Genomic DNA, 19,292 nt, shown 5'->3' with positions numbered 1-19,292 from the left:
GGCGCGCATTGAGCCGCATCAATCCGATACTGGTTTCCCGACAAGATCCGGCGCAATTTTCATTGCCCCGGACAAGCGCACAGGGATATTGCTAGGCAATGCCCGCAAACAGGTATCTGCCGAGCCAAGCTGAGTATTGAAAACATATGAGTTCCCGATTTCCCGCCCTGCCAATTGATGCCGTCCTGCCAGAGCTTATCTCTGCGCTTGATGGAGGCACCAATGCCGTTTTGCAGGCGCCACCGGGTGCTGGCAAGACGACCAAGGTGCCGCTGGCGTTGCTTGATTGTGCGTGGCGCGGGGATCAGAAGATCATCATGCTCGAACCCCGTCGTCTGGCCGCGCGTGCCAGTGCGCGGCGCATGGCGCAGTTACTCGGCGAGGCGGTTGGCGCGCGTGTGGGGTATCGCGTCCGGTTTGACAGCAAGATTTCCAAGGACACTAGGATCGAGGTCGTGACCGAGGGCATTCTGGTTCGCATGATTCAGGATGACCCCGAACTTTCCGGTGTTGCCGCCGTCCTGTTTGATGAATTTCACGAACGATCATTGGATGCCGATCTTGGCCTGGCCCTTGCCCTTGAAACGCAGGGGGCACTGCGTGATGACCTGCGCCTTGTGGTCATGTCGGCGACCCTTGATGGCGATCCGATTGCGCGACTGATGGGCGATTGCCCGGTGATCACATCCGAAGGCCGCGCCTATCCGGTTGAAACGAAATATTTGGCCCCCAAGCCCGATAAATGGGGCAATACCCGCATCGATGCGGAAATGACATCCGCGATCAAAACGGCGCTTCGCGAGGAAAGCGGATCGCTCCTGGCCTTCCTGCCGGGGCAGGGCGAAATCACCCGGGTTGAAAGTGCGCTTAAGGATGCGGTGGGAAGTGATGTCATCATCGCCCCGCTGTATGGCGCGATGGATGCCAAGGCACAGGACATCGCGATCCAACCCGCCCCGGATGACAAGCGCAAGGTGGTGCTGGCCACCGCCATTGCCGAAACGTCGCTTACCATTGATGGCATTCGGGTGGTGGTCGATAGCGGCCTGCAACGCTTGCCGCGTTTTGATCCGGCATCGGGCATGACCCGATTGGTGACGGTGAAATCATCGCAAGCCAGTGCCGAACAACGCCGTGGCCGTGCCGGGCGACTGGAACCGGGGGTGTGTTATCGACTTTGGCCGGAAAATGAACATCGTGCGCGGGCACCCTTTACCGCGCCCGAAATTGCCGAGGCTGATCTGGTGCCGCTGACCCTTGAACTCGCGCGCTGGGGCGTTTCGGATCCAACAACCTTGCCGTGGCTGGATGTGCCGGACGCGGCCAAGATCAGTCAGGCGCGTGATTTCTTGCGCGGGCTGGAGGCCTTGAATGGCGAGAGCCGCATTACCCCGATGGGCACGGCCATGGCCGGATTGCCGGTCCATCCGCGCTTGGCGCATATGATGTTGCGCGGTGCGCAGCTTGGTCTTGATGATGTCGCCTGTGCGCTGGCGGCGTTGTTGTCTGATCGTGATTTCATGCGCGGGCGCGGGGCGGATTTGCGCATCCGGGTGGAGGCGATCATCAAGGGCCGGGCGCCCAAAATGATATCGGAGGCCGCCAAACAACTTGCCCGCCGTTTGCGCGATGCTGTCAAGCAGGGCGGGTTGGCAAAACCCGATACCGCGCGCGTGGATCGGGCCGATGAGGTTGGCTTGTTGCTCGCCTTTGCCTATCCCGACCGGATCGGGGAGCGGCGCAAGGGGGCGGACGCGCGTTATCGCCTGTCGGGCGGGCGCGGCGGTGTTTTACCCAATGAAGATAGCTTGGCGTCGGAGCCCTATATCGCGGTGGCCGAACTGGACGGGCAGGCGCGCGAGGCGAGGATTTGCCTTGCAGCACCTGTGGCGCGTGCCACCCTTGAAACCCATTTTGCCGATCAGATTTCCGAGGGCACGGAAGTCTTCTGGGACGCGCAAAGCGATGCGGTTGCCGCCCGCTGGCAACGCCGGATTGGCGCACTGGTGTTGGATGAAAAAGCCACCCATGACGAAGCCGATCCCGATGCGATTACATCGGCCATGATCGAGGGCATCCGCAAGCTCGGCCTGCATTGCCTGCCATGGGACAAGGCCGCGAACGGTCTGCGTGAACGCTTGGCATTCTTGCATCGGGTGGATGGTGATCATTGGCCCGATATGTCTGATGACGGCCTGCTGGGGTCGCTTGAAGACTGGGTGGCGCCGTATCTGAGCGGGATCACCAAACGCAGCCAGCTTAAGCAGATCAACCTGTCTGAGGCGTTACTCGCCGGGATCGACTGGAACCAGCGACAGGAAATGGATCGCCTGGCCCCCACCCATTGGCAAGTGCCCACCGGGTCAAACATCCGCATTGATTATAGTGGTGAAACACCCGCTTTGCCGGTGCGTATGCAGGAAATGTTTGGCGCGACCGAAACGCCAAAGATTGCGGGCGGCAAGGTGGCGGTGACCTTGCATCTGCTTAGCCCGGCGCAACGGCCGATACAGGTGACAAGTGATCTGATCGGGTTCTGGAACGGGTCCTATGCGCAGGTAAAGGCCGAGATGAAGGGCCGCTATCCCAAGCATTACTGGCCCGATGACCCGCAGGTCGCCGAACCGACGCGCAGGGTTAAAAACCGGATGTAGGCTGGGTCAGATCACGGGTTGCATCCGGTCCTGAAAGGCCTTTTGCAAAAACGGAATAAAGGCCCGCAAGGCGGGGTTGGCGCGCCGGCTTTCGGGCCAAAGGGCCGTGATCTTGTGGCGTTCGACCGCGAAATCCGACAGAACCGGGACCAGTTCACCGCGTTCGACATATGGGGCGGCGATAAAGGTTGCGCTAATCCCGATACCGCCATCTGCGGCAAGCGCCGCGACGAGTGCGTCACTTGCATCCACGACAAGTCCTGCATCCGGGATAACTTCAATGATTTTCCCGCCAATCCGGAACGGCCAATTGAACATCCGCCCGGTGCTTTGATAACGCAGGCTGACGGTATCGTGCTGCTTTAAGTCATCGGGATGGCGCGGCGTGCCATGTTGCGCCAGATAGGCAGGCGAGGCAAAGGCACAAAGCTTGTGAGGTGCCAACTGGCGTGAAATCAGGCGTGAATCTTCGAGTTCGCCAATGCGAACAGCAATATCAATGCCCTGTTCGATGATGTCGACGATCTGATCGCTCATGCGAAGGTCGATCCGGACATTGGGATATTGACTGCGGAATGCCGGTAACGCAGGGGCGATGACATGCAACCCGATCGTCAGGGGGGCGGAAATGCGCAATGTTCCGGATGGTTCGGAGCGTGCCTTCATCGCGGCCTGTTCGATATCTTCCATCTCGCGCAGCAGCCTGATCGCACGTTCATGAAGATCCTGACCTTCGGGTGTCAGTTTCAGCGACCGTGTGGTCCGGGTGAAAAGCGAAACCCCCAGATGATTCTCAAGGCGTTGCACACTTTTGCTGACAGCAGATGGTGAAATTGAAAGTGATCTGGCCGCAGCGGTATAGCTGCCCAGCGCACCGGCCCGGGCAAATGCAATCAAACCTGTCAGACGTTCCAGTCCAATTTGTTCCATCATGGCATTACTAAAGCGACATCAGGTCTGATTGTCAACTTGGAGCTGGGTAAATATATCGCCTGTCATCATGTCATGTCACAGGAGAACTATGATGACCGAGACGATGAAGGCAATCAGACTGCACAAGCCCGGTGGTCCGGAAGTGCTTGTTTATGAAGATGTAGAAATTCCCGAATTGAAAGATGGCGACGTACTGGTTCGGGTGTATGCAGTGGGGGTTAACCCGCCGGACTGGTATCTGCGCGAAGGGTATAAAATGTTACCCCCGGAATGGCAGCCGCCAATTGCCTACCCGGTCATTCCCGGAACCGATGTTTCCGGGGTTGTCGTGGCCGTTGCGAATGAGGATTGCGGATTTGCCGTCGGCGACGAAGTCTATGCCATGGTCCGCTTCCCGGAAGGTCTTGCCGGTGAAAGTTGCGGGTATGCCGAATATGTCAGTGTTCCTGCAGGCCATATTGCCCGCAAACCTGGCAATATCGACCATCTGCATGCGGCTGCTGCCCCGATGTCATTGCTGACAGCGTGGCAATTCATGATATCGCCCGATCATAGTGCGCCCAACCCGTTGCAGCCCAATCAACACCATCCGGTGGCGCTGGAGGGCAAAACCGTTTTGATCAATGGTGCGGCTGGCGGAGTGGGTCATTTCGCCTTGCAGCTTGCCAAACTTCCGGGGGCAAAGGTGATTGCAGTGGCGTCGGCCCGCCACGAAGATCTTTTGCGTGAACTGGGTGCAGATCAGTTTATTGATTACACCAAAACACGGGCCGAGGACGCGGTTTCGGACATTGATCTTGTGATTGATACCGTTGGCGGTCCGCAAACAGGCCGGTTTCTGAAGGTCTTGAAACGTGGTGGTGCGCTTTTCCCGATCTATCCACTTGGCTTTACCGATGCGGGCGAGGCTGAAAAGCTGGGGGTCAGTGTCTCAACAACGCAGGTGCGTTCAAACGGCAAGCAACTTGGCGAACTGGCTGAGCTGCTTGAAAATGGAAGCATTCGCGTTGTGCTTGATAGCACATACGATCTGGCTGATGCCCGGGCGGCGCATGAACGCGCGGCCAAAGGGCATATTCAGGGCAAGATTTCCTTGCAAGTGATCTGAAACTGAAGCCTGCGTTGGCGAGGATCAAAATGCTTGATGGGAGCGTTGCTTCGGGTTTTTACGATGAGCCCGGATAACTGATTTCAAGCACTTCAAGCTCATCCTCGCCCGCAGGTGTTCGGACGGTGACGACATCGCCGACACCCGATTTCATCAGGGCGCGCGCGACGGGGGAAATCCAGCTGATCTTGCCATTGAGGCTGTCGGCCTCGTCCTCGCCAACGATGCGGATGGTTCTTTCCTCATCGCGTGCGTTGACGTAGGTGACCGTGGCACCGAAAAAGATGTGGCTGTGATCAGGTTGTTCTTCCGTGCGGACAACAACGGCATCCTCGATCCGCTTGCGCAGGTATCTGACGCGTCGGTCGATTTCGCGCAGGCGCTTTTTGCCATAGATGTAATCCCCGTTTTCCGAACGGTCGCCATTGCCCGCTGCCCAATGGACAACGGCGACGACTTCGGGCCGTTCCTTTTTCCAAAGGTGGTCGAGTTCGGATTTAAGGGCGTCTAACCCTTCAGGGGTGATGTAAATCGGTCTGTCCATGACCGGGTTGTAACCCAACTTGGTCAGAGCGAAAAGGCCAATAAAAAAGCAGCGCCGGGTTGGTGCCAGGCGCTGCTTTATGATGGTGAGGCAGGTGTGTGCTATGCCTTGGCCGTGGCGCGCAGTTCCCTGTCATCAATCGGCATATGCACGAGTGCGGCAAAGACGCCAAGCGCAACCGATGCCCACCAGACGGCATCGAAATTACCGGTCAGGTCATAGACAATCCCGCCCATCCAGGCGCCGAAGAACGCACCGATTTGATGGCTGAGCATCACGATACCAAACAGGGTCGCCATATAGCGCGGGCCAAAGACCTGTGCGATCAGGCCGCTGGTCAGCGGCACGGTCGACAGCCAAAGTGCGCCCATCGATGCCGAAAACAGCAAGATGGTTTCAGACGTTTTGGGCGAGAAGATAAAGATCACAATCACCACCGCACGCATGCCGTAAATAAACGACAGGCCGTATTTCTTGCGCCATCTGCCGCCCGCCCAACCGGCGGTGAGTGTTCCGATAATATTGAACAGACCGATCAAGGCCAGACCTTCGGCGGCAACCGAACGGGGCAAACCGCAGAGTTCGGTAAAGGTCGGAAGGTGGGTTGCGATGACGGCAATATGAAAGCCGCAGACAAAGAAACCGGCATTAAGCAATGCGAAGCCGCGATGTTTTCGGGCCTCGTGAAATGCGGCGGCCAAGCCCTGCGGCCCCAGATCAGGGGTGGCGGTCGGGCTGTTGCCTTCGGCCTTGCCGGTCATGGCAAAGGCCGCCGGGATGATCAGCATCGAAATGCCCGCCAGAATAACAAGGGCTGCGACATAACCAAGAGAGCTGTTAAGCGCTTGGGTGGTAGGTGCCATCACCAACTGACCAATTGACCCGCCTGCGGAGGCCAGACCCAGTGCGAAGCTTCGCTTTTCATTGCTGAAAACACGGCTGATGGCGGCAAGCACCACCGGAAAACTCGTGATGCCAACACCGGTGCCGATCAGGAAACCTGCAGTGAGATAGAGCTCGCCGGGGGAGGCGGACGTGCCCATCAGATAAAGCCCAAGCGCATAAACGATACCACCGCCAATCAGGGTCCGGGTTGTGCCAAACCGATCCGCAATGGCACCGGCGATCGGGGCGGATATGCCCCACATCAGGTTTTGAATCGCAAAGGCCAGACCAAAGGTGGCCGCGTTCCAGCCCGTGTCATTGAGCATATCGGGGATAAACAGGCCAAGTGACTGACGCACACCAAGGTTCAGTGACAAAACAAGGCAGCCTGAAAGCAAAACCAGCCACGGGAACCATTTTTTCGCCCGCATGATGGTCATGCGTGTGGGGCTTTGCGGCGGACTTTGGGGCGAGCTTTGAGTGGGGCTCATAGGCGTTCCTCCGAGAGGGATTATTGTTTGGTGGCGATATTGAACGCGGTGGCGCTATGCGTCCAATTCATTCGGATTATGATGCTGATAACATTTTTGCATGGGGGTTATCGGATGCTTTGCCAGCATTAATCACCAGTTCGCCAACCTTGTCGATAATATCGTCAAGATCAGAGCTTGATGCACGACGGATCAGGGTGATTGCCATGCCCCAGTTCATGCCGGGGATATCCAGGATCTTGATCCGGTTTGCAGCCGGGCTGTGCTGACAAAATCGCCGTGCCATGATCCCGTAACCGGCCCCGGCGGCGACCATTTCGATCTGCAATTCAAGGGCGGAGACTTCAAGCACGGAGGTGAATTCGACCCCGTTTTTATGCGCCCATGCATTGCCAAGAGCGCGGAAGGTGCAGCCTTCGGGCATCAGGATCATCGGGTTTTTGGCAAGTTCTGTGATGGTGGTCGGATGGGGACGGGATGATTTCGGGCCAATGGCAACGATTTCGTCATCCAGTAGGGTCTGGGGCGACAGGCTTGCAGGCAGATCGCGGTTTTGTACCCCGCCAACAATACCGTTTGGGCCATCAAGCGACAGCATTGCATCAATTTCGCCCCGCCGCAGAAGGGGAAGAAGTTCCGCTGACCAGCCGCTTTTGATCGAAAGCGACATATCCGGGAAGGTCTGATGCAGTGAACGGAGTTCTTGGGCAGCCAAAAGCGGGGCGGCCCCGTGGCTTACGCCGAGCCGGAACGGGCCGTGGCGTTTGGTGTTGCCGAGAACCGAGTCACTGAAACCTTCAAGACGGCGCAATAAATCGCGTGCCTCGGTAAGCGCCCGGTGCCCGGCGATGGTCGGTTGCAGGGGTTTGGTTGCGCGGTCAAACAGGCTTTTGCCAATGCGTTCTTCGAGGCGCTGAATGCGGCGGGTGACGGCAGGCTGGGTCAGGCCAAGGCGATCTGCCGCACCGTGAAAGGATTGCGCGTCTGCAACGGCGATAAGGGTTTCAAGCTCGCGGGTGTCCATGGTGCTGTCCTGATCCGTCCGGGATCAGGGAAGTGTCCGGGATAATCCAGGGTCATGCAAGAAATCTATTGTATCGTCACAATCGATGCGTTTCATGCATTGGCGGGGGATGTGTCAATGGCCTGATCGCGTTTTCTTTTTGCCTTGAACGCCCTGGCCGCCGCGGTATATCCGCCTTCGCCGCCATCAAGAAAATGGAAATGCGCATCGCTTGTGATGGAGGGCACGATGCAGGTCATGATCGCACTGCGTTGGCGATGGGTGCCAAAATGAATATCGCCTTGCAGTTCTGCCGCATGCAAAAGGGCCTCGACTTCCTCGGCACGGGTCAAACTGCAATTCACCGTCATCCACAGGCCATCGCCGAACTTGCGAAAATCGGTGTTATAGCCGGTGTAATCGCGATAGCGTCTTGGATCAAAGGCGCCCAGTTTCCAGCCGGTTTTCATCAGGATGGCCGCGATCAGCGCGATGTAAAGCGCCTTGAGCCAGGCCTTGATATAACCGCCTTCCTTGTGTTTGGTGGCCTCTGCCTCAAGATGCATTCCGGGCGGCGGGAAGGCGACACCTGGCCCGTTTTCGGGGATCGGGCTGCTTTTGCGCGGGCTGTCATCAAGAATGGCAAACAGGGTACGCACCGTTTCATCAAACCGGGTGCGGTCGTCGCGCCCTGCAACAATGATCGACAGAATAACGTCTGAACCCTCCGCCCGGATCGGGGACCAGCGGCATGAAAGCCCGGTCAGATCGGGTCGACTGCCGGGTGGAGCCGCCGGGATCATGTTGTTGCCCTGTTTCATCTGATCTTCGGCCCATTGCATGCCGCCACCGGCAAACATGGCATAGGACACCGGATTGGAAACGGCGTAGCGCGCAATGCGGACATCGTGGCCAGCAGCCCGGATATCGCCGATCCGCACAAGACCGACACGCAATTCAAGCTCCAGGGTTTCAGCCGCCCAGGTGGCCGTCGATGCCATGGCATCGCGCACCGCGTCAATCTGGTCCGGGGGGCAGGCAAAACTTGCGCCGTCGCCGCCAAACAGGAACGGATAATCTGAATGGCCAAGCACATTGCTGACCGCGCAGATCACCGACGCACCGACCATGTTGACGTCCTTGTATCGGCCGGCTTCGACCGCCTTGGTCGACCCAATGACATCGGATGTGCCCACCCACCAGTCATCTGGCAGGGCATGATACACCGTGCCATCAAGAACCTTTCCGAAGTCGTCAAAGGTCGGTATGTCGAGATAAAGGTTGGTCAAATCGGTCTTTCATTGGCAGGCGTGATCGCCAGAAACCAGCAAACCCTGCGTGCCATCAATAATGCGGCGGTGGTGCGTCGTCTTCGGGTGCTGTACGCAGGAAATCGATCATGCGTTTAATATCAGACGACATTAATTTGTTCTGACGTTCCAGCAGATCAATCCGATCCCACTGCTTTTTGATCATGTCGGACAGGTCGGTGACGACGGTTTCCATGTGGGCAAGCTGTATTTCAAGCTCGGTTATGCGGGTGTCGGTTTCTTCGTGGCTCATTCCGGTATCTTCTGCAAATGTGTTCAGTTGGCTGTGTATGCCGTGACTTGCGATACGCGCATGCCTGTGGCACCACTGCGCGGCACGGACCCTAACATATCTGGATGGTTGATGACTGATTTATCCGTACTGGCCCTTGTCGGAATTATTTTGGCGCTGATTGCGGGGTATGCAATCCGGCTAAAGGCCGTTCCGATGCCGACATCGGCCAAGGCAGCCGACGAAATCATCGCCTATATCCCGGGTGATACCAAGGCCGTGACGGATTTTGGATCTGGCTGGGGGGATCTGGCACTGGCGATTGCGCGTGCGAGGCCCGATGTCACAGTCACCGGCATTGAACTTTCACCGATCCCCTATGCCATAAGTCGGGTGCGCGCCATATTGGCGGCGAAGCCCAACCTTGACTTCATCCGGGCGGATTTTCGAACCCGTGATCGGGATCCCGGGGATGTGGTGGTGTGTTTTCTTGATCCGCGGGTGATGACGGATGTCGGTGATGTGCTTGATCAACGGATGGCAAGTGGTGGCATCGTGATATTGCGTGCCTTTGCCATTCCGGGCTGGCAGGCGTTTGGAGAAGTGCCAATGAAAACCGGATCGGACCACCTTTATCTGTATCGGATCGGCAGTCACAAGTCGGGCATTGTTGCCTGATCTGTGTTGCCTAATCTGTGTTGTCTGATCAATTGGACGGCTTAGTTGCCATGCCCGCAACATCCACCGTTTTCCCCGCGCCCATGTAACTGGATCGGCGGGCAGGGGACGGTGCCGTACGAACAGAAAACGCAGCAATCGCCGGCCTTGGGACGCAGAATTGCACCGCATCCCTTGCAGTCATAAAAATACTGGCAGGCATCGGTCGGCATGGTTTCGGTTTCGACATGCCCGCATTCGGGGCAGGTCAGAACCGAGACCAGTTCGACGTTATTGGCGTCAGTCTTCTTCATAGACTTTGATCAATGCTGAATGATCAAGATCGCCATGACCCATGTCGATCAATTCGTCATAAAGTTCCATGGCAAGACGGGTGATGGGCAGTTCGACCCCCAGTTCGCCTTCGGAAAATTCAAGCGCCTGGAACAGGTCCTTGCGCTGGGTGACGACCTTGCCGCCCGGCTCGAAGTTGCGTTCGATCATGCGTTCGCCGTGCTTTTGCAAGATCGCAGAATCGGCAAAGCCACCGGTCAGTGCAGATCGCAGTTTATCAAGATCGACACCGGCTTCATCGGCCATGGAAAAGGCTTCGGCAACGGCACCAATGGTGATGCCGACAATCATCTGATTGGCCGCCTTGGCAATCTGGCCGGAACTGACATCGCCGACATGGGTGACGCGCGACCCAAGGACGTCAAACACCCGATGGGCGCGTTCGAAATCTTCGGGCGATGCACCGACCATGATGGAAAGGGTGCCGTTCTCAGCCCCGTGGGTGCCACCGGAAACCGGGGCATCAATCCATGTGCCGCCGGCTTCTTCGACCACATCGGCAAAGCGCCGTGTGGCTTCGACCGAGGTTGTGCCCATGTCGATGACAATAGTGCCTTCTTCGAGGCCATCAATAATGCCTTCTTCGCCCAGAAGCACATTTTCAAGTGCGGGCGTGTTGGCAACACAGATGATGACGATGTCGGCCTCGGCCGCGGCATCGGCCGGGGTGCCGGCCGTTGCAATGCCAAGGTCTTCGAAGGCATTGAGTGTTTCGGGATTACGTGTATTGACGGTCAGGACTGCACCGGCCTTTTCAAGATTGAGCGCCATCGGACGCCCCATCAATCCAAGTCCGATAAAGGCGATGTTTTCCCCGGAAAGAGCGGTCATGACGGCGATCCCTTTGTGTGACGGTAGCTATATCTGAATTGGCGACGCAAAAACGGTCCGCGCCCATTGGCCCGAAACCGGAAAGTTTTGTTGGCTGGGTCCTGTCCCATTGTGGATGACCAAGAGCAGCAATTTCAGGGCGTAACGCCCAAAATGCGCTTTGGGTTCCACAAATTCGATCAGACAGGCCCAACACAAAGTTGGAATGCTGAATTAACCGTTTTTCATTCAACGAGGCCGTACTGGCAAGGTGCCGCGGCCGTCGTTGGAAACATCAAAAATCACCGGGCCGGACATAGCGCGCTGCCATGGCGCGTTCGATGGCCGATCCGACCAACCGGTCAATATCAAGCCGGTGGCGAAGCAATTCAAGAATGCGGAGTTCTTCCTGGCTGATTTCGCTGTCGGACAGGACGATTTCACAGGCGAAGACATACGCTGTTTCGCGCAGTTTGCGCGGCAGGGCATCGCGGATCATATCCAGCGTGCGGTCCATACCGTCTTCTTCGCCCAGCAGTTTGGCACAATCGCGCGCAACACTGGTGACGCCATCATTGTCAAATCCGGCAAAAATCGGAAGATAACGGACCCGGCGGCCCATCGCGGAAAGTTCGGCGTCGGTGATATCGTTATCGGCGGCCGATACCATAACCATTGTGTAGATCAAGGCGTCCTGATGCGAAATCACGTTGGTTACTCCTTATCGAGGATGGTTCCCTGAAACGCTTTTATCCGGACTTTGACGTTGAGATCCGGACAGTGTGAAAACCACCGAGCCGAGCGATGGTATGCCGATAAACTTCCACGGGCAACAGTTAACCGATGAATTTTCAAGGATTTTAAGGATTACGTAGTGAAATCACGTTCATTCTGTCGGCACCGGTTGCGCGGGCGTTGAAAGCCGTGAAAAAGGCGGCATGCGCGACCAAAAGAACAAAAAATGAAGCCGCTACAAAAATACAAGCAAAATGATTGGGGTTGGTGGCTCTCGTCGGGGAAAATTTGGCTTTGCACGGCATGGGGTAGCAGTTATGGTCGCGCAGCGACAACAAACATGACGAATAAAGCCGCTATGGGAGACATCAACGCAATCGATTCCGTCGGTACGATGACGGCGTTGATCAGCCATCTGTGTTTGCCGTCTGGAGCATATGATCCAGACGAAGGACAACTACTCGTAAATTCAGCATGGCGCGAAGCGTATGACGCGAGTGTCCAGGTCGGTGAATGGGTTTCTCCGGACGCAGTTGAAGGTCTGTCGAAACCGCTTGCCGAACTTTCCGGACGGCTTCTTGATATTGGCGGCTACCATTATATCGAATGCGGGTTCCGGGACTCTGCATGTGTGTTGTTCGGCTGGAAGCTGAGCATCGGTCGGCGCACCTATATCCGCTTTACAACCATTGAAGCCACCGTTTCATCGGGCATCGGATCGCTGATTTCACCGCAACCGGTTTTGCTGGTGGAAACCAACGGTCGCCTGCGCAGCACCAATTGCGCGGCAGAGCAGCTTGCCCTTGAAATGGGCATGGCATCTCCGCTTGATCTGATGCATCCAAGCGACCAGCGCCCGCTGGTCAGTGACGAAGGTCCGCAATTTGACACCGACAGCCCGCGCACCGTCCATTACGGGCAGCGGTTCTTCCAGTGGCAATATATCACGCTGGAAAATTCGGGTTGTCTGGTGCTGTTTGGTCAGGAACGCACGCGCGAGGAAAGCTATCGCCGAGCCCTTGAACATGCGGTGCACGGTATTATCGAGCTGAATGCCGAAGGCACGATTACCAATGTGAACGAAGAAACCGCGTCACTGTTCAATTATGATTCCGTGCGCGAAGTGACCCAGGCCTATTTTCGCCATCCCGAAACCTTTTATGCCAGTGACAGCGACCGCATTCAGCTGCGTCGCGATCTTGCATCCGGCAAGGGTGTTCAGGCCCGCGATATTGAAATGCGCCGGGCCGATGGTAGCCAGATCTGGGTGCGGGTCAATGCCACCGAAATTCGTGGCGAAGGCGGAATGCTGCTGGGCTATAGCGTTACCATCACCGACATCACCAAGAACCGGCAGGCGGAATATGATCTGCGTCGGCGTCAGGAACGTTATCGCGCGCTGGTGCAAACCGCGGGCAGCGTGATCCTGTTCCTTGATGCCGAGGGGCGTATTCTTGAATATAACCGCGAATGTGAATGGACGTTCGGGTATTCCTGGATGGAGGCCGCAGGTCAGAACTTCTTTGACTTTTTGCTGGTTGAAGACGACCGCGTGCGGGTCCGCACCGCGGTGCGCCGGTTGCTGTCGGGCGAAATCATCAAGGATGAAGTGCTGTCATTCAAACGCCGGGATGGGGAAACCCGCCTGTTGCAGTGGAATGCCCGTGCGCATTTCGGCGAAGATGGCGATGTTGCCGGTGTGATCTGTATCGGTCAGGACGTGACCGAAAAACTGTCGGTCGAACGGGCACTCCGCCATGCCGAGGAAAAATTCCGCGGCATTTTCGAAAACTCGGCAGAAGGACTGTTTCAAAGTATTCCACTTGGCCCGATCCTGTCGGCCAACCCGGCCTTTGCATCCATTCTGGGCTATGACGCGGTCGAAAGCCTGATAGCCAAGGAGCATGACTGGGCGTTTCATTATCTGAACCCGGTCAATCGGTTGCGGTTTATCGGCCGGCTGCTGCGCGACGGGATTGTACAGGGATTTGAAACCGAGATGCGCCGTGAAGACGGCAAAATCATCTGGGTTGAGGAAAATGCCCGTCTTGTCCGCGATGAGAAGGGCCGTCCGACCCTGATTGACGGATCGATCACTGATATTACCGATCGCAAACGCAGCGAAGCCCGCATTCAGTTCCTTGCTCATCACGACGGGTTGACCGGGCTTCCGAACCGGACCCTGTTCCAGGAACGCCTGGCAGCCGCAGTTGCGCGCAGCAAACGCGAACGCTGCCACTTTGTCCTGATGATGTTTGATCTTGATAACTTCAAGGACATTAACGACACGCTTGGCCATCCGATTGGCGATCTTCTTTTGCAGGGGGTTGGCGAACGCATGCGGGTTTGCCTGCGCAACGAGGATGTGGTCGCGCGTCTTGGCGGTGATGAATTCGCAGTTCTGATCCACGAGCCCGGCTCGGTCGAGGAAGTGACCTTTGTCGCCCAGCGGCTGATCGAACGCATTTCCGAACGTTTCATGCTTGATGGCAATGAAGTGCAGGCATCGACCTCGGTCGGGATCTGCATGTATCCGCAGGATGGTCGCGACGAAAAGGACCTGCTGCGCAATGCCGATCTGGCGCTTTATTGTTCCAAGGCCGAGGGGCGCAATCGCTATCACTTCTTTGAACCGAAACTTCAGGTCGAGGTTCAGGAACGCAAGGCGATGGAACGCGATCTGAGCCACGCGATTGAAAATGACGAGCTGGAGCTGTTCTATCAGCCGATCATTGATATCGTCGGACATCGCATCATCGGCATGGAAGCACTGGTCCGCTGGTTTAGCCCGTCACGTGGGCAGGTCAGCCCGGTTGATTTTATCCCGGTGGCTGAACGCATGGGCATCATTGCCGATATTGGCAAATGGGTACTGAACCGGGCCTGCCATCAGACCAAGGCATGGCGCGATGCGGGTTATGGCCAATTGACAATATCGGTCAATCTTTCGCCGCTTGAACTGGCCCGCCACGAAGACCTGATTGAAAGTGTCGGCGAAGTGCTTTCGCGCACTGAACTTGATCCCCATCAGTTGCAGTTCGAGGTGACCGAAGGGGCGGTGATGGACAATCCGCGCGAAGCCGCCATCACGCTCGGTATCCTGCGAAATCAGGGCATTCGTATTGCGATTGATGATTTCGGGACGGGGTATTCGTCACTGGCCTATCTCAAACGCTTCCCGGTGGACAAGATCAAGATCGACCGGTCCTTCATCATTGATATCGACAGTTCCGATGGCAATGCTGCGATTGTGCGTGCGGTCGTATTCCTGGCGCGATCCTTTGGTATGGCAGTCAATGTCGAAGGCATTGAAACCGAAACCCAGCTTGAACATATCGCGTCCGAAGGTGTCGATGAAGTTCAGGGCTTCTATTTCAGCAAGCCGATCAGTGCCAGCGATATGGAAAGTCTGCTTAAGGCCAACCTGACCTCGCCGGCCCGTTTCCCGGTTGCCCAGCCTGGTTCATAACCAGCATTAGTGTTGGTCCAAAAGAAAACGCACCGGAACGGTAGCCCGGTGCGTTTGTTGTTTGATGTTCGTGACGGCCAGTTATGCCGCTGATTGTTGTTGCGGGTCGCCTGCAACCTTGCACAGCTTGTCGCGATCAATCCGCATGGTTGATGGCATGCGCGGGTTTCGGATGATTGCACCCTCACGCCTCAGATTGGCGATCATGCGACTGGCCGTTTCGGTCGTGGTCGCAACGATATTGCCGAGCTTCTCACGGTTGGGCAGCGATACCAGATCATTGTGGGCAGACCACAACAGGAACCGGCAAATCCGGCGCATGGCCGATCCGGTGCCAAAACTGATCTTAAGCTGCTGACCATCCATGACCTCGCTTGCCAGAAGCGATGTCACGGCTGATTGCGTGCGGGCGTCATTTTGCTGGGCAAGACGGATCCGCTGGATCGGGATGCGTTTGATCACCGACGGTGCGATGGTTTCAATCACCAGCGACGGGTCGGTCACGGCCAGCATTTCAAGGCCGATCGGATCGCCGGGGCGATAAACCCGGCAGACCTGTCTTTCCCCCTGTTCGGTGTATTTGCAGCGGAGCGCCAGCCCGGACTGCACAATGTAAACATAAGTGTGGTCCTGGCTGTGATGTCCGATGCTGGCATCGGATGGCAAAGTTAGAACGGCGGGTTCGGCAAGTTTTTCCAATACAAGCAAGGCGTCGTCTTTGTTCATGGGGATCTCCCATTGGCAAACTTACTGATACGCGGCAATGCCGTCGCGTATCGACACCAGTCTGTGAACCGGGATGTCCCCGGAAGTTGCCGGTTTTACCGGCTGGCATGGGATGATGATCGGATAGAACCACGTCCGTCAGAAACAGTTGTGGCGTAAAACAGCCAACAAGGACCTGAAAGACAGTGCTTGGAAATCCGGTCAGATGGCGACCGGCGGCGCGCGCGGAGATGCGGCAATCGGGCAGAAATCGTGCAGACGTGCCGTAATGTGAAGGGCAGTGACCTGATTAGACAGCCGGATCCGATGGATCAGCGGTAATTCAGGTTCAACCGGCATGCCGACCACATGGTTGCCAAGGCCGCAGCTTGCGCACTGGAAGCCATCAAAGGCGTCGGAACTGTGCGGATTGGCAGTGCGATCTGCGGCAAGGTCGGCCGGGACCGAAATGGTTTTTATGCCATTTGCGGTACAGATAATCAGCGGGACATAGGTCTGGGAAACTTCCGTGTTCGACGTCGGCACGGTTTCAAGGGCGACAGGCGCGTGCATGAACCCGAAAAACAGCGCGTTGACCAGCAACAGCCACGCCACACAAAGTGACAGGGTGCGTCGTGCAACCAAGCTGTTGAGCGGTGTGAAATACACGGGTTTCCATCCAGATTGGATAAGGTCTGGAATTTGATAGACCCTTGAAACCCCCATGTCAAAGCATCGAATTGTGAACCAGTTATCAGTTTTTCTTTATAATCGTTCTGATATGCCGGGTCAGGCCCGGCACACCCTTGATTAGACGGTTGCCTTACGCGCCAATCTTGCCATGGAAATGCGCAACATAACCACGCCGGTTATCGCCACCATGCCACCAATCAGGGTCAGGATATCAGGCGCAATCCCGCTTAGAGTCCATGCAAGCGCCACCGCAATGGGCGGCACCAGATATAAAAAGTTTGCCGCCGATGCCGGGCCGAAATGGCCGATTGCAATGCTCCAGGTGGCATAGCCAAGCGATGCGGAAACAAGTCCAAGGAACAACACCGCCGAAATCACCGAAACCGAAGCCACACTGATTTGCGCCATCCCGTCGGGCAACCACGGGGTTAGCCACAGCGCACCGGTAATAAGCGTCCAGCAGGTGCAGGTGGCCGGGCCGTAGCGCGCAATGACGCCACGCACCAGAACGAAATAGGTTGCTGACAGCATGGATGCCAGCAAGATCAAAGAGCTGCCATTGCCAAAACGCATCGGGCCCGGTTGACCAACAGCGATCAGGACCACGCCGGAAAAACTCAGTGCAGTGGCAATCCAGGCACCAATCCCGAACCGGTCGCGCAAAAACACTGTCGCGAGCATTGCCGTCCAGATCGGAAGCGTATTGATGATAAAGCTTGCCGCCCCCGGTGATACCGTCTGCTGCCCGGTATTGAGCAACCAGTTATAGATGCTGATGCCAAGTGCGCTGCCCAATCCAAGCCTTGCAAGATCAACCAGCTTGGGCATTTCCGGGCGTTTGATCGCCAGCCAGATCACAGCCGGGCAGGCCGCCAGTGCAAAGCGCACCGCGGCAAGGGGCAGGGGATCAAGCCCAGAAAGCGCAACCCCGATCAGCGGAAAGGCGGCCGCCCAGGACAGAACCGTAATCAGGGCGCAGGTAAGGCCCAAAGTGGCTTGTGAGAACATCAGCATTCCCCTCGTTCTATGCGAATGAATTTGTCTTCTGTCTTGCTGATAGCGCGATCATGAATGTTGACATAGAACATAGCTTGGGGATCAGATGTGCATATGGTGCACAGCAATGACCTTTCTCTTCCACCTCTTGCGCTGTTGCCCGCGGTGATGGCCGCGGCGCGCAACGGGTCCTTTTCGGCCGCCGCCAGTGAAATGGGTGTGACGCATAGCGTGATCAGCCGCCATGTTGCGCAGGTCGAACAATGGCTTGGCTATGACTTGTTTGAACGCTATGGGCGCGGGGTGCGTCCGACCCCGGATGGGCAACGGTTTTTGCGCGAAACCCAGGCGGCGATTGATCTTTTATCGCAAGGCGCGCAGCCCTGGCGGCAACGCCGTGGACCGGATGTCATCAAAATAAGTTTGCTGCCATCCTATGCCCGGATTTGGTTTCTTAAGCTTGTGCCCGAGATCGAGCTTGATCTGAATGTGCGGCTTGAACTTGAAATTACCGAACGGCTGGCCGATTTCGATGGCGGGCAGACCGACATCGCCATTCGCTGTGGCAAGGGACAATGGCCGGGCACCAAATCAAGCTTGTTGTTTGCCGACGATCTGGTGCCGCTGATTTTGCCCAAGCTTTTGGATGGGCGCGATCCGCACAGCCTTGATGCAAATGCAATTGCCAACCTTCCGCTTTTAAATGACAGCGACGCGACCGGGTGGCGGCATTGGTTGGCCGAACATGGGGTCAAGTATCGGCCCAAGCCATCTGATCGCCGGTTCGAGGATTACAGTGTCGGGCTGTCTGCGGCGGATGCCGGGCTTGGTGTGATTTTGGCCCGCCTGCCGTTTGCACGCACGGCAATTGGAAATCACGACCTGATCATGCTGCCTTTCGCACCGGTTCGAAGCCCGCTTGCGACGTTTTTGGTGCAGCCGGCCTATGACCAGCGCCCGGCTGTGCGTGCGGTGGCAGAACGCCTGATCACGGCGGCGAAGGCCTGCGGCTAAGATCAGCCCCTTGGGAACTTGTCCTATTCGACAGGCGTTAGATGGGCTATAATTTGCAGCAATTTCAGGTTGATATTGCCGCGATCCACAGCAGTCAGGAGCACCCTACCATGACCTTGATCGTTAATGACGGAACGCCGGAAATGCGTGGCCTTTTGGAAAAGGGGCGCAAACGGCTGCGCAACGTCGGCGTGGTGATGCTGATCCTGGGCGTGCTGGCGGTGGCCTTTCCCTTTGTCACGACAATTGCCTTTAAAACCGTGATTGGCTGGCTGTTTTTGTTTGGGGCGCTTGGTCATTTTTACGGGGCCTGGAATGCCGATACCCCGACACGGCGCAGCCTTGATGTTGTGCAGGGGATTGTCTTTGCCCTGATTGGTGGCTGGCTCGCCTTCATGCCAGAGGGCGGCATCGTGACACTGACCGTGTTGCTGGCGATTGCCTTTTTGCTGCACGGAATTTTTGAAACCCTGATGGCGTTGTGGCTCAAACAGTTTCCCGGTTGGAAATGGATGCTGGTTTCTGGCGGGATTTCGGTTCTGGCTGGTGTCCTGATCTTTGCCGAACTGCCAAGCTCTGCCACGTGGGCGATTGGTTTGTTGATTGGCATCAATCTGTTGTCGTCGGGTTTCAGCTATCTGATGGTATCGGTGGCGATGGGCAAGGTTTCGCAGGCCTGAAAACCACAAACACATAAGG

The 19,292-nt window shown here is 56.7% G+C and carries 18 protein-coding genes; 6 read left to right on the top strand and 12 right to left on the bottom strand.

What is annotated here, in order from left to right; translation table 11 throughout:
* Positions 1–146: 146 nt before the first annotated feature.
* On the top strand, positions 147–2,654 hold the full coding sequence (gene hrpB / locus DY252_RS16720) for an ATP-dependent helicase HrpB (RefSeq protein WP_064788495.1): 2,508 nt from the start codon (positions 147–149) through the stop codon (positions 2,652–2,654).
* 6 nt (positions 2,655–2,660) lie between these two features.
* On the opposite strand, the gene DY252_RS16715 is transcribed toward hrpB, so the two are convergent.
* Positions 2,661–3,587: a LysR family transcriptional regulator gene (locus tag DY252_RS16715; RefSeq protein WP_064788494.1), complete on the bottom strand. Its 927-nt coding sequence runs from the start codon at positions 3,585–3,587 to the stop codon at positions 2,661–2,663.
* Positions 3,588–3,678: 91 nt separating this feature from the next.
* On the opposite strand from DY252_RS16715, the gene DY252_RS16710 reads away from it, so the two are divergent.
* Complete coding sequence (locus DY252_RS16710; protein ID WP_197482571.1) at positions 3,679–4,695, top strand: NADP-dependent oxidoreductase; 1,017 nt, start codon at positions 3,679–3,681, stop codon at positions 4,693–4,695.
* Positions 4,696–4,753: 58 nt separating this feature from the next.
* Here the strand turns inward: DY252_RS16710 and greB are convergent, their stop codons facing one another.
* The 5 genes from greB to DY252_RS16685 all read right to left on the bottom strand — a co-directional run bounded on the left by greB (position 4,754) and on the right by DY252_RS16685 (position 9,181).
* Entirely contained in the window at positions 4,754–5,239 is a 486-nt protein-coding gene (greB, locus tag DY252_RS16705; RefSeq protein WP_129542752.1) for a transcription elongation factor GreB, read from the bottom strand.
* A gap of 101 nt (positions 5,240–5,340) precedes the next feature.
* Entirely contained in the window at positions 5,341–6,615 is a 1,275-nt protein-coding gene (locus tag DY252_RS16700; RefSeq protein ID WP_231959687.1) for an MFS transporter, read from the bottom strand.
* 76 nt (positions 6,616–6,691) lie between these two features.
* Positions 6,692–7,639: a LysR family transcriptional regulator gene (locus DY252_RS16695; protein WP_064788490.1), complete on the bottom strand. Its 948-nt coding sequence runs from the start codon at positions 7,637–7,639 to the stop codon at positions 6,692–6,694.
* Between the two features lie 92 nt (positions 7,640–7,731).
* On the bottom strand, positions 7,732–8,907 hold the full coding sequence (locus DY252_RS16690) for a DUF3095 domain-containing protein (protein ID WP_064788489.1): 1,176 nt from the start codon (positions 8,905–8,907) through the stop codon (positions 7,732–7,734).
* A gap of 55 nt (positions 8,908–8,962) precedes the next feature.
* On the bottom strand, positions 8,963–9,181 hold the full coding sequence (locus tag DY252_RS16685; protein ID WP_064788488.1) for a SlyX family protein: 219 nt from the start codon (positions 9,179–9,181) through the stop codon (positions 8,963–8,965).
* Positions 9,182–9,292: 111 nt separating this feature from the next.
* On the opposite strand from DY252_RS16685, the gene DY252_RS16680 reads away from it, so the two are divergent.
* Positions 9,293–9,838 carry a class I SAM-dependent methyltransferase gene (locus DY252_RS16680; protein WP_064788487.1) on the top strand — a complete coding sequence of 182 codons (546 nt, stop codon included), beginning with the start codon at positions 9,293–9,295 and terminating at the stop codon, positions 9,836–9,838.
* Between the two features lie 41 nt (positions 9,839–9,879).
* On the opposite strand, the gene DY252_RS16675 is transcribed toward DY252_RS16680, so the two are convergent.
* The 3 genes from DY252_RS16675 to DY252_RS16665 all read right to left on the bottom strand — a co-directional run bounded on the left by DY252_RS16675 (position 9,880) and on the right by DY252_RS16665 (position 11,690).
* Positions 9,880–10,131: a GDCCVxC domain-containing (seleno)protein gene (locus DY252_RS16675; RefSeq protein ID WP_064788486.1), complete on the bottom strand. Its 252-nt coding sequence runs from the start codon at positions 10,129–10,131 to the stop codon at positions 9,880–9,882.
* The gene (locus tag DY252_RS16670; protein ID WP_063087726.1) at positions 10,118–11,002 is read right to left on the bottom strand and encodes an NAD(P)-dependent oxidoreductase; all 885 of its coding nucleotides are present in this window, start codon (positions 11,000–11,002) and stop codon (positions 10,118–10,120) included. The genes DY252_RS16675 and DY252_RS16670 overlap by 14 nt, the downstream gene beginning before the upstream one ends.
* 274 nt (positions 11,003–11,276) lie before the next feature.
* The gene (locus tag DY252_RS16665; protein WP_008890260.1) at positions 11,277–11,690 is read right to left on the bottom strand and encodes a tellurite resistance TerB family protein; all 414 of its coding nucleotides are present in this window, start codon (positions 11,688–11,690) and stop codon (positions 11,277–11,279) included.
* A gap of 366 nt (positions 11,691–12,056) precedes the next feature.
* On the opposite strand from DY252_RS16665, the gene DY252_RS16660 reads away from it, so the two are divergent.
* The gene (locus DY252_RS16660) at positions 12,057–15,185 is read left to right on the top strand and encodes a sensor domain-containing protein (protein WP_231959686.1); all 3,129 of its coding nucleotides are present in this window, start codon (positions 12,057–12,059) and stop codon (positions 15,183–15,185) included.
* An 81-nt stretch (positions 15,186–15,266) separates the two neighbouring features.
* Here the strand turns inward: DY252_RS16660 and DY252_RS16655 are convergent, their stop codons facing one another.
* The 3 genes from DY252_RS16655 to DY252_RS16645 all read right to left on the bottom strand — a co-directional run bounded on the left by DY252_RS16655 (position 15,267) and on the right by DY252_RS16645 (position 17,591).
* Complete coding sequence (locus DY252_RS16655; RefSeq protein WP_064788484.1) at positions 15,267–15,911, bottom strand: Crp/Fnr family transcriptional regulator; 645 nt, start codon at positions 15,909–15,911, stop codon at positions 15,267–15,269.
* A gap of 201 nt (positions 15,912–16,112) precedes the next feature.
* The gene (locus DY252_RS16650; RefSeq protein ID WP_008890257.1) at positions 16,113–16,559 is read right to left on the bottom strand and encodes a DUF2946 family protein; all 447 of its coding nucleotides are present in this window, start codon (positions 16,557–16,559) and stop codon (positions 16,113–16,115) included.
* 141 nt (positions 16,560–16,700) lie between these two features.
* Complete coding sequence (locus DY252_RS16645) at positions 16,701–17,591, bottom strand: DMT family transporter (RefSeq protein ID WP_064788624.1); 891 nt, start codon at positions 17,589–17,591, stop codon at positions 16,701–16,703.
* 102 nt (positions 17,592–17,693) lie between these two features.
* Here DY252_RS16645 and DY252_RS16640 point away from each other — a divergent pair, with 102 nt between their 5' ends.
* Both DY252_RS16640 and DY252_RS16635 read left to right on the top strand, forming a co-directional pair.
* Positions 17,694–18,593: a LysR family transcriptional regulator gene (locus tag DY252_RS16640; protein WP_064788483.1), complete on the top strand. Its 900-nt coding sequence runs from the start codon at positions 17,694–17,696 to the stop codon at positions 18,591–18,593.
* A 110-nt stretch (positions 18,594–18,703) separates the two neighbouring features.
* Positions 18,704–19,273 carry an HdeD family acid-resistance protein gene (locus DY252_RS16635; protein WP_231959685.1) on the top strand — a complete coding sequence of 190 codons (570 nt, stop codon included), beginning with the start codon at positions 18,704–18,706 and terminating at the stop codon, positions 19,271–19,273.
* Positions 19,274–19,292: the final 19 nt, after the last annotated feature.

Source organism: Thalassospira indica, from assembly GCF_003403095.1.
In the GTDB taxonomy this organism is placed as follows: Bacteria; Pseudomonadota; Alphaproteobacteria; order Rhodospirillales; family Thalassospiraceae; genus Thalassospira; species Thalassospira indica.
The sequence above is the reverse complement of the archived record's forward strand: the minus strand, read 5'-3'. Positions and strand labels throughout refer to the sequence as shown.